Genomic DNA, 13068 nt, shown 5'->3' with positions numbered 1-13068 from the left:
GAGCAGAAGATGACGAACCCGTTCGACGACCCCGACGCGGCCTACAAGGTGCTGGTCAACGACGAGGGCCAGCACTCGCTCTGGCCCGCCTTCGCCGCCGTTCCCGACGGCTGGGGGATCGCCCTGGCCGACACGGACCGGGCGGCCTGCCTCGCGTACGTCGAGGAGCACTGGACCGACATGCGCCCGAAGAGCCTGGCCGACCGCATGGCCGACCACTGATGGCCGTCGCGACCGTCGGTGGGAGACGGCTGCAGTACGACGACGTCGCGCCGGAAGGCCCGGCGGACCGGGAGCCGGTGATCCTGGTCATGGGCGCGGGCGGGCGCGGCCGGGCGTGGCACCTGCACCAGGTACCGGCGCTCCTCGACGCGGGCTGGCGGGTGATCACGTACAACTCCCGGGGCGTGCCGCCGAGCGACCCCGGCGAGGCGGGCATGACGGCCGGGGACCTCGCGGCCGACCTCGCCGGGCTCGTCGAGCACCTGGGGGCCGGGCCGTGCCGGCTGGTGGGGACCTCCCTGGGCGCGCAGGTGGTGCAGGAGCTGCTGGTGACCCGGCCCGAACTGGCCACCGCGGCCGTCCTGATGGCCACCCGCGGCCGCGACGACCACCTGCGCGCGGCCGCCGCCAGGGCCGAGCTCGAACTCCTCGACAGCGGCACCACCCTGCCGCGCCGCTACCACGCGACGATGCAGGCGATCCAGAACCTGTCCCCGCACACGCTCGACGACGAGACCGAGATATCCGACTGGCTGTCGGTCTTCGAGCAGTCGTGGGCCTCGGGCCCGGGCCTGCGCCACCAGCTCGCGATCACCCCGGACCCGGCCCGCCTCGCGGACTACGCCGCGATCACCACGCCCTGCCTGGTCCTCGGCTTCGCGGACGACCTGGTCACGCCGCCGCACCTGGTAGCGGAGGTGGCCGGGGCGATCCCCGGCGCCGCCCACCACCTGATCCCGCACGCGGGCCACTACGGGTACCTGGAGCGGCCGGAGGAGGTGAACCGGCACATCCTCGACTTCTTCGAGACGGTCCCGCCCCGCCGCCCCGCCGGCACGGACGCGACGGCCCACCGAGTCCCCACCCCCTGATCGCTGCCGAACTGCCGACCTTGCAGGGTTCGCCGCCCTGCCGACCTTGCCGGGTTCGCCGCCCTTGCCGACCTTGCCGGGTTCGCCGCCCTGCCGACCTTGCCGATCCTGCCGACCTTGCCGATCGAGGAACCGCCGATGGCCGTCGTGCCCCCGAAGACCGTTGTCGTCGTGCCGACCTACAACGAGCGGGACAACCTGCCCGTGCTCGCCGGTCTGCTCGCGGACCTGCCCGTACCGAACCTCCACCTGCTCGTGGTCGACGACAACTCGCCCGACGGCACCGGCGAGGTCGCCGACAAACTCGTCGCCGACGCACCGGAGTCCATCGGCGTCCTGCACCGCACCACCAAGGACGGCCTGGGCCGCGCCTACCTCGCGGGCATGACCCGGGCGCTCGACGAGGGCGCCGACATCGTGCTCCAGATGGACGCCGACCTCTCCCACCCGGCCTCGGCGATCCCGGCCCTGCTCGACACCTTGCGGACGCGGAACGCCGACGTCGTGATCGGCTCGCGCTATGTGCCGGGCGGCTCGACGGCCGCGGAGTGGCACTGGTCCCGCCGGGCCCTGTCGGCCTGGGCCAACGCCTACGTCGACGCGATCCTGCGGCTGCGCCTGAAGGACGCAACGGCCGGCTTCAAGGCCTGGCGGGCGGACACCCTGCGCGCCCTCGACCTGCCTTCCGTACGCAGCAACGGGTACGCGTTCCAGGTCGAGATGAACTACCGCGCCGCCCGACGGGGCTTCACCCTCGCGGAAGTACCGATCCGCTTCGAGGAACGCGACCACGGCACGTCGAAGATGAGCCTGGCGGTCCAGCTCGAATCCGCCCTGCTCCCATGGCGGCTGCGCTTCGGCCGGAACCTCTGAGGAGCGGACGAGTCGGGCTGTACGCCGGGTTGACCCGGCACGGCTCGGGTACCGGCGCCTTCGGGTAGCGGGCCCCCGGTCGCCCCGCGCCCTTCCCGCGCAGCGGGCGCTCCCGGCCCTCGTGGCTTTCGGGCTTGGTCAGCACTCCGCTCGGGACGATCCCACGAAGTCTTTCCGTGCAGCAGTGGCACGGTTTGCCAGGTGTCTAGGCTGTGGCGGCCAACCCCCGTTTCCCTAGGAGTGACGCGTGTCCACGCCCCCGCCGCCCGGCTACGACCACCCCCAGCAGCCCCCGCAGGGCGTACCCGTCCCTCCGCCGCGGAATCAGCGCAACGGCTGGAGGACAGCCACGTTCGTTCTCGGCGGCCTGCTCCTCGTCTCCTGCACCGCGAACGTTGTGGCGGCCGCGAGCGGCGGGGAATCCACCTCCCAGGCAAAGCCGTCCGTCCCCGCCATCACCCCCAGGTCCGGCACGGTCGAGACCGAGTCAGCCACCCCCACCCCGACCCCCACGCCCACCCCCACGCCCACCCCGACGCCCACCCCGACGCCCACCCCGACGCCGACCAAGACGGAGAAGGAGGGTTGCACGAGCTACAAGAGCATCAGCGACCGGGAGTTCAAGAAGATCGAGCGGGACCCCTACGCCTACATGGGCAAGTGCTACACGATCTACGGCGAGGTCACCCAGTCCGACGCCGCCACCGGCACCGACTCGTTCCGCGCCAGCGCCTGCGGGAAGAAGAAGTGGCCCGAGTACGGCTTCCTCTCCGACTGCGAGGTCAACAGCATGCTCCAGAAGCCCTTCCTGGAGGACGTGAAGGGCTGGGACGACCTCGTGGAGGGCGACGTCTTCGAAGCCAAGGTCGAGGTGGCGTTCCCCACCACCTACTCCACCAATTTCGGCGGCAGCACGACCGCCCCGATGTTCACGGTCAACAAGATCAGCCGGTACGCCACCACCAACTGACGTACGCGAGCTTCAGCAAAGCCCCTGTGGAGGGGCAGACGAGTCGGGCTGTACGCCGGGTTCTGTTCCCCGGGACCTCGCGGTCGTCGGGGCGACGGCCATCCATCTAGGACCGGCGTTGCCGCCGGCCTCGTGCGGTCTACCCGCGAACTCGGGCGGGCAGCCCTCGGTCGTTCGCGCAGAGTCGTCCGAGGACGACCCCTCTTGACCTTGCTCCTGGTGGGGTTTACCTAGCCGCCTGAGTCACCTCAGGCGCTGGTGGTCTCTTACACCACCGTTTCACCCTTACCGAGGACCGAGGTCCCCGGCGGTCTGTTTTCTGTGGCACTGTCCCGCGGGTCACCCCGGGTGGCCGTTAGCCACCACCTTGCCCTGTGGAGCCCGGACGTTCCTCGGGAGGATCCGAGGATCCCCACGCGGCCGTCCGCCCGGCTCGTCTGCCGTGCCGACCATGCTACCCGCCGCGCCCCGCCCGCCCGACCCTCGGGGACCCGCGCCGCGTCCGCTTGACCTTGTCGCAGCGTCAGGGTTTGTACTGGGCTCATGCGAATCGGAGAGATCGCCGCCCTCGTCGGGATCACCCCGCGGGCGGTGCGCCACTACCACCACCTCGGGCTGCTGCCCGAGCCCGTCCGGCGGGCCAACGGATACCGCGAGTACGGCATCCGCGACGCCGTCCTGCTCGCCCGGATCCGGCGCCTGGCCGAGCTCGGCCTGGGCCTGGACGAGGTGCGGGACGTGCTCGCCGACGACGAGGGGCGCGAACTCGTCGAGGTCCTGGAGGAGCTGGACGCCGATCTCGGGCGGCAGGAAGCGGTGATCCGGGCGCGCCGGGAGCGGCTCACCGAGCTGCTCGCGGAGGCGCGGGCCGGGCGGCTGACCTCCGAGGGACCGGTCTCGCCGGAGCTGGCCGAGCTGTTCTCGGGGCTCGGCGAGGTGCCGTCGGAGTCCCCGATGGCCACCAAGGACCGGGAGATCCTCGCCCTGCTCGACACCGTCGCGCCCGACGAGGAGCGCTCGCGGCTCATCGGCGCCATGCGCACCATGACCGAGGACCCGGAGGCCGTGGCACGCGCCCACGACGTGTACGCACGGCTCGACGCCCTCGCCGACGCGACACCGGACGACCCGCGCGTGGCGGAGACGGGGCAGGCCCTGGCCGACCTGCTGCCGGACGCCTTGGCGGACCAGCTCGGCGAGCAGGGCGGCGTCCCGGGCGGGCGGCTCGCGGAGGCCTTCTTCGGCGACTTCTCCCCCGCCCAGTCCGCCGCCGTCCACCACGCCCTCCGGCTGGTCGCGGAGCGGGCCCGATGACCGCCCTCGTCCGCCTCATGCGCGCCGTCTCCTACGTCTTCCTCCCCGCCGAGGTCGTCCTCCTCGTCCTGCTGGTCTCCGGGGTACGGATACCTCCGGCCGCCCTCGCCGCCGCCGAGCTGCTCGGCCTGGCCCTGTTCGTCCTCGGCGCCGGCGTCTTCCTACGGCTCTGGCGACGCGCGGGCTCCGCCCGCCGGGCCCTCGGGGAGCTGGTGCCCGAGCCCGTGCTCCGGATCATCGGGCACGAGCTGCGCCTCATGACGAGCCTCGCCCTCTGGGTGGGCCGGCGGCGCGTCGGCGTACGCACCGGCGACCAGGCGTTCGGGCATGCCCGCGACCAGGCGGCCCTGATGTACGGCTTCGCCTTCGTCTGCCTCGTCGAGACCGTCGGGATGTCGTACCTGCTGGCCGACTGGCCCGTCGTCCACGCGATCGTGCTCGTCCTGGACGTGTACACGGTCCTGTTCGTCCTCGGCCTTCACGGCGCCTCCGCCGTCCGCCCGCACGTCCTCACCCCCGACACGCTCCGGCTGCGGCAGGCCGCGCACGTCGACATCCGCCTCCCCCTCGACCGGATCGCCTCCGTACGGCACGAGCTGGTCTTCACGCACGAGAAGAAGAAGGAGGGCGAGCTGAATCTCGCCGTCGCCTCGCAGACCTCCCTCACCATCGAGCTGACCGAGCCCTTCGACGCGCCCAGGTTCTTCGGAGGCACCCGGCCGGTACGGATCGTGCGCTGCCACGCCGACGACGCCCGGGCACTCCACCGGGAGCTGACGCGCGCCGTCGCGCCCACCACGTGACCCGTGCGGGACCGGCTACGGGCCGGTTCCACCCGGGCTCACTCCGGCACGTGCTCGAAGAGCACCTTGTCCCTGTCCGGGTCCGCCGGGTCGGCCTTCGTCAGCTTCACTTTCACCGGCATCCCCTGCCGCATCGCCTGCGGGCTCTTCACGGTGCCCACCACGGCCGGGTCCTTCAGGTGGACGACGCCCCTCCTGCCCGCGCTGTCCTTCACGTCGATCACGAACCCGCCGAAGACCTGGCCGATCCGGTCCTTCAGGAGCGCCGCCTCGACCACGTCCATGCTCTGCCGGTCGGCGTCCTTGCCGCGCCCCCTCGCCATGTCGGCCGGCAGCGTCGCCAGTGCGTCCTCGACCCACGCGGGTGGCGCCTGGCCCGCGGCGGCCGCCAGGCAGAGCTCGCCCACATAGCGGTCGACGAGGCGGCGCAGGGGCGCGGTGCAGTGGCTGTACTCGTCCGCGATGGCGGAGTGGACCAGGGAGTCCGGGAGATGGCCGCCCTCGAAGTGGAGGTACGCGGAGTTCTCGAACAGGCCGGTGGAGGCGTCCATGAGGAAGGCGGCGTGCCGGGGGTTCGCCGGGTCGAGGGAGCGGATGAGCTTCGCGTACGAGACGTGGTGCGGCCAGTCGATCTCCAGCGCCTGCGCGGAGCGGCGGAGCTTGTCGACGCCGTCCGGCGCGGCGCCGAGCGTGCGCAGGATCCCCGTGCCCGCGGCGATCATGAGATCGGCCGCGGCCATCCCGGTGAGCAGGGAGATCTGCTCGTTCCAGCCGTCGACCCGGCGCGGGGCCCGGTAGACGAGGGTGTACGAGTCGCCGGTCTCGACGACCTCCTGTTCGGGGAGATCGAGGGAGACCCCGCCGCGTTCGACCTCCAGGGTCTCGCGGAGCGTGCCCACCGTCTTGAGCAGGGCGAGCGGTTCCTCCGCCGTGCCCGCGTCGATCATCTGCTGGGCGCCGGCGTAGTCGAGCCTGAGAACGCTGCGGACGAGGGCACGGCGTACGTCGACGGCGACCTGGTGGCCGGCGGCGTCCAGGTCGAAGCGCCAGAGCAGGGCGGGCGCGGTGTGGTCGGGCAGCAGGCTGGCGGCGCCCTCGGAGAGGACCGGGGGGTGCAGTGGGATCTTCTCGTCGGGGAAGTAGAGGGTCTCGACGCGCCGGTGGGCCTCCTTGTCGACCTCGCCGCCGGCGGTGACGAAGGCGGCGACGTCGGCGATGGCGTAGTGGACGCGGTAGCCGCCGCCCGGCCGGCGGGCGAGGTGCATGGCCTGGTCGAGGTCGCGGGAGTCCGGCGGGTCGATGGTGAAGAAGGGGATGTCGGTGGCGTCGTACTCCGGCAGCCGCGGGGAGGCCGCGGCCGCCTCCGCCTCGGCGAGGACGGCCGGCGGGAAGTCCTTCGGGACCTGCATCCGGTCCCTCAGTTTGCGCAGCGCGGCCCTCAGGTCCTCGGCTGCGCCGGTCACGTGAAGGTGGCGGCGGGGCATGGACCGAGCGTATGGCGCGGGGCGTGCCCCGGCACTTTGTAGGCTGAAGGCTCTGGGGCCGCACCCCCAGAACTGGACGTATTTGAAGGAGAACCACCGTGCTCGTGCTGTTGCCGCCGTCGGAGGGTAAGGCCGCGTCGGGGCGTGGGGCGCCGCTCAAGCCGGAGTCCCTGTCGCTGCCGGGTCTCGCCGGGGCGCGGGCGGCGGTCGTGGACGAGCTGGTCGAGCTGTGCGCAGCCGACGAGGAGAAGGCGCGTGAGGTGCTCGGGCTGAGCGAGGGGCTGCGCGGCGAGATCGCCAAGAACGTCGAGCTGCGGACGGCCGGTGCCCGGCCGGCGGGTGAGATCTACACGGGCGTGCTGTACGACGCGCTCGGCCTGGCGACGCTCGACCCGGCGGCCCGCAAGCGGGCGCGGGCCTCGCTGCTCGTGTTCTCGGGTCTGTGGGGCGCGGTGCGGGTGGACGACCGGATCCCGTCGTACCGCTGCTCGATGGGCGTGAAGCTGCCGGGTCTCGGTGCGCTGGTCGCGCACTGGCGGCAGGCGATGGCGACGGTCATGCCGGAGGCCGCCGGGGACGGTCTCGTCCTCGACCTGCGGTCCTCGGCGTACGTGTCGGCGTGGAAGCCGAAGGGCGAGGTGGCGGCCCGGACCGCGACCGTACGGGTGCTGCACGCGCCGACCCGGAAGGTGGTCAGCCACTTCAACAAGGCGACGAAGGGCCGCATCGTCCGCAGCCTCCTGGAGGCGGGCGCGAGCCCGAAGGACCCGGCGGAGCTGGTGGAGACCCTGCGGGACCTGAGGTACGTGGTGGAGGAGGGGAAGGCGGGGGTGCTGGACGTACTGGTGGACGAGATCCACTAGGGCCGGTCGGGTCGGCCGGGCCGGTCGGATCCGACAGGCCGTGTCCGGCCTGTCGGGCCGGTCGGGTCGGACGAGTCGACCGGGTCGGTCCGGCCAGTCGGGTCGGTCGGGTCGGACGACGTCGCCCGTTCGGCCCGATTCCTCCCCCGTGCGAGGCGGGTACAGCACGCCCGTCCCTCCCGCCTCCTCACCGTGGAGAACCTCGTGCCCGACATGCAGCTCCCGTACAAGCCCGGCACCCCGTGCTGGATCGATCTGATGGTCCCCGACCAGCAGGCCGCGCTCGACTTCTACTGTGACCTGTTCGGCTGGCAGGGCGAGATCGGCCCGGCGGAGACGGGCGGCTACTCGGTCTGCACCCTCAAGGGCAAGCCGGTCGCCGGGATCATGAAGGCGATGAACCCGGACGGGACGGTGCCCGACCCGCTGCCGCCGACGGTGTGGACCACCTACCTGTCCACGAACGACCTCGACGCCGCCGTCGCGTCCGCCACGGACGCCGGCGGCACGGTCATGGTTCCCGCGATGGACGTGATGGACCTCGGGCGGATGGCCGTGATCACGGACCCGACCGGCGCCGTCGTCGGCCTGTGGCAGCCGGTCGGTTTCCCGGGCGCGACCATCGTCAACGAGCACGGCGCGCTCACCTGGAACGAACTCGTCACCGCCGACGTCGCGGCCGCCGCCGCGTTCTACTCCGCCGTCCTGCCGGTCACCACGGCGCGGTCCGAGATGCCCGGCGCCGAGGGGTACGTCGAGTACCAGGTCGACGGCCGCGCGGTGGGCGGGATGATGGACCTCGGCAGCTTCCCGGAGGGCGTGCCGCCGCACTGGCAGGCGTACTTCAGCGTGGACGACGTGGACTCCGTCCAGGCCGCCGCGGTCCGCGCCGGAGGCAGCGTCCTCGCCCCCGCCTTCGACATGGCGGCGGGCCGGATGGCCGTCCTCGCCGACCCGCAGGGCGGGGCCTTCGCCGTCATCAAGGGGTCCGCGCCGAGCGAGTGAGTCGGTGGCGCGTTCCTCTGCCAGGACGTGAGGACGCGTGCGAGACGCAGGCAGGACGCGCACGCGTTGCACACCTTGCAACGCTCGTTGCATAGGTTGTCGCCGGCGGGCAGGATGGAGGCCATGACCTCCGCGCTGCCCTCCGCCTCCGTTCTCGACCTCGCCCCCGTCGTCCCGGTCGTGGTGATCGAGGACGCCGCCGACGCCGTCCCGCTGGCCCGCGCGCTGGTCGCGGGTGGGCTGCCCGCGATCGAGGTGACCCTGCGGACGCCCGCCGCGCTCGACGCGATCCGGGCGATCGCCGCCGAGGTCCCGGACGCCGTCGTCGGCGCCGGCACCGTCATCTCGCCGGCCGGCGTGGCCGACGCGGTCGGCGCCGGGGCCAGGTTCCTGGTCAGCCCCGGCTGGACCGACAGCCTGCTGGACGCGATGAGGGCGTCCGGGGTGCCGTTCCTGCCGGGCGTCTCGACCACGTCGGAGGTCGTGGCCCTCCTCGAACGCGGGGTGAACGAGATGAAGTTCTTCCCGGCCGAGGCGGCGGGCGGCGTCCCGTACCTGAAGTCGCTCTCCGGCCCCCTCCCCCAGGCCCGCTTCTGCCCGACCGGCGGCGTCTCCCTGAACTCCGCCCCCGCCTACCTGGCACTCCCCAACGTCGGCTGCGTCGGCGGTACGTGGATGCTCCCCACCGACGCCCTCGCGACCCGCGACTGGCCCCGGGTCGAAACCCTCGCCCGCGAGGCGGCGGGGCTGCGCGCCCGCTGACCGGCGGTCAGCTGATCGTCAGGCCCACGTGGTCGATCACCGGACGGTAACCCAGCCGCCGGTACAGCGCGTTGCTCGTGGGGTTGGCCGTGTCCGTGAAGAGCAGGACCTGGGCCGCGCCCGCGTCCAGGGCCGCCCGGGTGACCGCTGTGGTGACGGCGCCCGCGTAGCCGCGGCCGCGTCGGGCGGCCGGGGTGAAGACCGGTGAGATCCGGGCCTGGCCCGCGACGATCCGCGAGACGCTCGCCATCGACACCGGTCCGGCTTCGTCCGTCTCCCAGAGGTGGAGGCGGCCCTCGGCGACGCGGGGCGCGATGTTCGGGGTGTAGTCGACGTCGGCGTCCTCCCCGATGTCGCGGGCGAAGTGCCGCATCCACTCGACCGCGAGGGGGATGTCCTCCGCGCCCGCCGGCCTCGCCCGGCCCGTCGGCGCCGGGTCCGGTGGGGTGAGGTCGGCGAGCCGGTGCAGCCGCATCCGGCGCGTGGTCGTCCACGTCCGGCCCGTCACCCGGCACAGCTCGCGCGCGAACGCCTCCGCCGTCTCCTCCTCGCCCCGCACGCCCGTCGACCCGGCCGCGTCCGGCAGGACATGGGCGAGGGCGCGCGCCGCCACGGCGGACATCGGCCCGAGCGCCGGCTGGTGGGGCAGGGTGAACAGGAAGGCGCCGGTGACCCGGCCGTCCGGCTCGGTCCACCAGCCGTAGCGGCCGGACTCCACGGGCCGTCGGCGCGCGCCCTCGCCGACGGTGAGGAGCACGGTGTTGCGGGCGGGGTCGGCGGCGAAGTGATCTCCGGCCGCGGCCAGGAAGGCCTCGGCGTCCTCGGTGATGTGCCAGGTCATGGGAGCGATGGTGGTACGGAAACAGGGGCGGGGCCACGGATTTCCGCGGCCCCGCCCCTGTGTGCGTCTCAGGTCACCTCAGGTGCGAGGTGTCGTTGAGGAGCCGCACGGACGCGTTGCCGTCCGCGTAGTACGCCACCGCCGACAGCGAGGCCGCCGACAGCTCCATCCGGAACAGCGACTCCGGCGGGGCGCCGAGGGCCAGCCGGACCAGGGTCTTGATGGGCGTGACGTGCGTGACGAGCAGGACCGTACGGCCCGCGTAGGCGGCGGTCAGCCGGTCCCGGGTCGCCGAGACCCGCCGGGCGACCGTCGCGAAGCTCTCGCCGCCGCCGGTCGGGGCGGCCTTGGGCGAGGCGAGCCAGGCGTCGAGGTCGTCCGCGTACCGCTCGCGCACCTCGGCGAAGGTCAGCCCCTCCCAGGCGCCGAAGTCGGTCTCGCGCAGCCCGTCCTCGACCCGTACGTCGAGCCCCAGGCGGGCGGCGACCGCCTCGGCGGTCTGACGGCACCGCTTCAGCGGGGAGCTGACGATCTCCTGGATCGTGCCGCGTGCGGCGAGCGCGGCGGCGACGGCGTCGGCCTGCCGCAGCCCGGCGGCGGACAGCTCGGGGTCGGTGCCCCCGCTCCCGGAGAACCGCTTCTCGGGCGTGAGCGCCGTCTCCCCGTGCCGCAGCAGGACGAACGTGGCCGGAGCCCCCATGTCGGCGGACCCCCAGCCGGGAGCGGCGGCGGCAGGCGCGGAGGCCCGCGCCGACGCCTCCGCCTCGAAGTCGCCGCTCGACACGGACGCGCGGTCCGCCGCCCCGGCCGCCGCCAGGGCTGCCCGGGCCTGCGCCGCGACGGTCTCGTCGGCGGGGAAGAGGCCCTCGTCGGAGCCGACACCGGCCCCCGAGCCCGTGCCCGTGCCCGTACGCGTGCCCGCCGCGCCGCTTCCCGCGCCGGCCAGTGCGGCCCTCGCCCGGGCCGCGCCCGCCGTCGCGTCGCCGGGCGGACCCGACGGGGCGGACGCGGCGTTCCGGGCCGCCGAGGAGTCGAGGGCGGCCGTGGACGCCGAGGGCTCCCACTGCTTGCCGCGCTTGCCCGCGTCCATCGCCTCGTTGGCCAGCCGGTCGGCGTGCTTGTTCTTCTCGCGCGGGATCCACTCGTAGCGGACCTGGCTCGCCGGGAGGATCCGGGCCGCCTCCGCCGCCAGCGGCTTCATGTCCGGGTGCTTGATCTTCCAGCGGCCCGACATCTGCTCGACGACCAGCTTGGAGTCCATCCGGACGTGCACCTTGGCGTCCGGGAACAGCTCGCGCGCCGCCTTGAGTCCGGCCACCAGGCCCTTGTACTCGGCCACGTTGTTCGTCGCGACGCCGATGTACTCGGCGCGCTCGGCGAGCGTCTCGCCGGTGACCGGGTCCAGGACCACGGCTCCGTAGCCGGCGGGGCCCGGGTTGCCCCGGGAGCCTCCGTCGGCCTCGACGACGACTTCCGTGATGGCCGTCATTACAGGCCGGACTCCGACGTGCGGACCAGGATGCGGCGGCAGTTCTCGCAGCGCACCACGGTGTCGGCCGCGGCCGCGCGGACCTCGTTCAGCTCGGTGATGTTCAGCTCGATGTGGCAGCCCTCGCACTTGCGCTGGTACAGCCGGGCCGCGCCGATGCCGCCCTGCTGCTCGCGCAGCTTCTCGTAGAGCTTCATGAGGTCCGCGGGGACCGAACCGGCCACCAGCTCGCGCTCCTTGCCGACCGAGGCGGACTCGCCGTCGAGTTCGCCCTGCGCCGCGTCGCGGCGGGCGGTGGCGTCGTCGGCCTTGGCCTGGACGGCGGCGGACCGCTCGGTCAGCTCCGCGACCCGCTCGGCGGCGGACTCACGGCGCTCCATGACCTCCAGGACGATGTCCTCCAGGTCGCCCTGGCGCTTGGCGAGCGAGGTGATCTCGCGCTGCAGGTTCTCCAGGTCCTTCGGGGAGGAGACGGCGCCCGAGTCGAGGCGCTGCTGGTCCCGGACGGCGCGCTGGCGGACCTGGTCGACGTCCTGCTCGGCCTTGGTCTGCTCGCGGGCGCAGTCGCTCTCCTCGGTCTGCGCGGCGACGAGCAGGTCGCGCAGCTGCGTGAGGTCCTTGGTCAGCGACTCGATCTCGGCGTGCTCGGGCAGGGACTTGCGCTTGTGGGCGAGCTGCTGGAGACGGACGTCCAGGGCCTGGACGTCGAGGAGTCGGATCTGGTCGGCGGGCGCGGCGTTCAGTTGGGGGCTCCAGGGGAGGTGTGATGGGAGGACCAGGGGTCGGTGACCGCCTTCGAGACGTGGACGCGCAGGTCCCAGCCGTGGCGGTCGGAAATCTCGTCGAGCTGGGCGGCCGCCTGCTCGCACCAGGGCCACTCGGTGGCCCAGTGGGCGGCGTCGACCAGGCCGATCGGGGCGTGCTGGGTGGCCTCGGAGACCGGGTGGTGGCGCAGGTCGGCGGTGAGGAAGGCGTCCACGCCCGCGGCCCGTACGGCGTCGAAGAGGCTGTCGCCCGAGCCGCCGCTGACGGCGACCCGGCGCACGGTCATCCCCGGGTCGCCGGCGACCCGGATGCCCTGCGCGGTGGCGGGCAGCCGCTTCGCGGCGCGGGCCGCGAACTCGGCCAGCGTCTCGGGGTGGTCCAGCTCGCAGATCCTGCCGAGGTTGTTCTCGGGGACCAGGGGGCCGGTGATCCGCAGGTCGAGGGCGCCGGCGAGGGCGTCGGAGACGCCGGGGTCGGCGGTGTCGGCGTTGGTGTGCGCCACGTGCAGGGCGATGTCGTGCTTGATCAGCGTGTGCACGACCCGGCCCTTGAAGTGGGAGGCCGCGACCGTCGTCGTACCGCGCAGATAGAGCGGGTGGTGGGTGACGATCAGATCGGCGCCGAGGGCGATGGCCTCGTCCACGATCTCCTGGACGGGGTCGACGGCGAAGAGGACACGGCCGATCTCGGCGTCGGGGTCGCCGCAGACCGTGCCGACGGCGTCCCACTGCTCGGCCCGCTCGGGGGGCCAGAGGGCGTCGAGCGCGGCGATGACTTCGGAGAGACGGGGACGAGGCACGAGGGA

Annotated in this window: 14 protein-coding genes and 1 other RNA gene; 9 read left to right on the top strand and 6 right to left on the bottom strand. The window is 73.3% G+C overall.

Annotated elements, in window-relative coordinates; genetic code table 11:
- Positions 1–9 precede the first annotated feature (9 nt).
- The 4 genes from AB0E14_RS22905 to AB0E14_RS22890 all read left to right on the top strand — a co-directional run bounded on the left by AB0E14_RS22905 (position 10) and on the right by AB0E14_RS22890 (position 2937).
- Entirely contained in the window at positions 10–222 is a 213-nt protein-coding gene (locus AB0E14_RS22905; RefSeq protein WP_362421039.1) for an MbtH family protein, read from the top strand.
- Positions 222–1094: an alpha/beta hydrolase gene (locus AB0E14_RS22900; RefSeq protein ID WP_362421036.1), complete on the top strand. Its 873-nt coding sequence runs from the start codon at positions 222–224 to the stop codon at positions 1092–1094. The genes AB0E14_RS22905 and AB0E14_RS22900 overlap by 1 nt, the downstream gene beginning before the upstream one ends.
- Positions 1095–1211: 117 nt before the next feature.
- Positions 1212–1967, top strand: a complete 756-nt coding sequence (locus tag AB0E14_RS22895) for a polyprenol monophosphomannose synthase (RefSeq protein WP_362421034.1) — start codon at positions 1212–1214, stop codon at positions 1965–1967.
- A 247-nt stretch (positions 1968–2214) separates the two neighbouring features.
- Positions 2215–2937: a hypothetical protein gene (locus AB0E14_RS22890; RefSeq protein WP_362421031.1), complete on the top strand. Its 723-nt coding sequence runs from the start codon at positions 2215–2217 to the stop codon at positions 2935–2937.
- Positions 2938–2972: 35 nt separating this feature from the next.
- Here the strand turns inward: AB0E14_RS22890 and rnpB are convergent.
- An RNA gene (gene rnpB / locus AB0E14_RS22885) (RNase P RNA component class A) lies at positions 2973–3373 on the bottom strand.
- A gap of 107 nt (positions 3374–3480) precedes the next feature.
- Between rnpB and AB0E14_RS22880 the strand changes: the two genes are divergently transcribed.
- Together AB0E14_RS22880 and AB0E14_RS22875 are read left to right on the top strand one after the other, a co-directional pair.
- Entirely contained in the window at positions 3481–4251 is a 771-nt protein-coding gene (locus tag AB0E14_RS22880; RefSeq protein ID WP_362421028.1) for a MerR family transcriptional regulator, read from the top strand.
- Positions 4248–5054, top strand: a complete 807-nt coding sequence (locus AB0E14_RS22875) for a hypothetical protein (RefSeq protein ID WP_362421025.1) — start codon at positions 4248–4250, stop codon at positions 5052–5054. The genes AB0E14_RS22880 and AB0E14_RS22875 overlap by 4 nt, the downstream gene beginning before the upstream one ends.
- Before the next feature lie 38 nt (positions 5055–5092).
- Here the strand turns inward: AB0E14_RS22875 and AB0E14_RS22870 are convergent, their stop codons facing one another.
- Positions 5093–6538, bottom strand: coding sequence for an RNB domain-containing ribonuclease (locus AB0E14_RS22870; RefSeq protein WP_362421023.1), 1446 nt, complete (start codon positions 6536–6538; stop codon positions 5093–5095).
- Between the two features lie 98 nt (positions 6539–6636).
- Here AB0E14_RS22870 and yaaA point away from each other — a divergent pair, with 98 nt between their 5' ends.
- From yaaA to AB0E14_RS22855, 3 genes are all read left to right on the top strand, one after another.
- Complete coding sequence (gene yaaA, locus AB0E14_RS22865) at positions 6637–7401, top strand: peroxide stress protein YaaA (RefSeq protein WP_362421019.1); 765 nt, start codon at positions 6637–6639, stop codon at positions 7399–7401.
- Positions 7402–7614: 213 nt separating this feature from the next.
- A complete protein-coding gene (locus AB0E14_RS22860) occupies positions 7615–8406 on the top strand; it encodes a VOC family protein (protein WP_362421085.1) in 792 nt (263 codons plus the stop codon).
- A gap of 123 nt (positions 8407–8529) precedes the next feature.
- A complete protein-coding gene (locus tag AB0E14_RS22855) occupies positions 8530–9168 on the top strand; it encodes a bifunctional 4-hydroxy-2-oxoglutarate aldolase/2-dehydro-3-deoxy-phosphogluconate aldolase (RefSeq protein WP_362421016.1) in 639 nt (212 codons plus the stop codon).
- 7 nt (positions 9169–9175) lie between these two features.
- Here the strand turns inward: AB0E14_RS22855 and AB0E14_RS22850 are convergent, their stop codons facing one another.
- The 4 genes from AB0E14_RS22850 to AB0E14_RS22835 form a co-directional block, all read right to left on the bottom strand.
- Positions 9176–10009 (bottom strand): GNAT family N-acetyltransferase, encoded by an 834-nt coding sequence (locus AB0E14_RS22850; RefSeq protein ID WP_362421013.1) that lies wholly within the window; start codon positions 10007–10009, stop codon positions 9176–9178.
- Positions 10010–10082: 73 nt separating this feature from the next.
- Positions 10083–11498: a bifunctional RNase H/acid phosphatase gene (locus AB0E14_RS22845; RefSeq protein ID WP_362421010.1), complete on the bottom strand. Its 1416-nt coding sequence runs from the start codon at positions 11496–11498 to the stop codon at positions 10083–10085.
- Positions 11498–12241, bottom strand: a complete 744-nt coding sequence (locus AB0E14_RS22840) for a C4-type zinc ribbon domain-containing protein (RefSeq protein ID WP_362421082.1) — start codon at positions 12239–12241, stop codon at positions 11498–11500. Before AB0E14_RS22840 ends, AB0E14_RS22845 begins: the two co-directional genes overlap by 1 nt.
- Positions 12238–13062, bottom strand: coding sequence for a Nif3-like dinuclear metal center hexameric protein (locus AB0E14_RS22835; protein ID WP_362421007.1), 825 nt, complete (start codon positions 13060–13062; stop codon positions 12238–12240). The genes AB0E14_RS22840 and AB0E14_RS22835 overlap by 4 nt, the downstream gene beginning before the upstream one ends.
- Between the last annotated feature and the right edge of the window lie 6 nt (positions 13063–13068).

Origin of the sequence: Streptomyces sp. NPDC047981 (genome assembly GCF_040653315.1) — a bacterium.
GTDB lineage: Bacteria > Actinomycetota > Actinomycetes > Streptomycetales > Streptomycetaceae > Streptomyces.
This window is presented reverse-complemented; position numbering and strand designations above follow the sequence as displayed.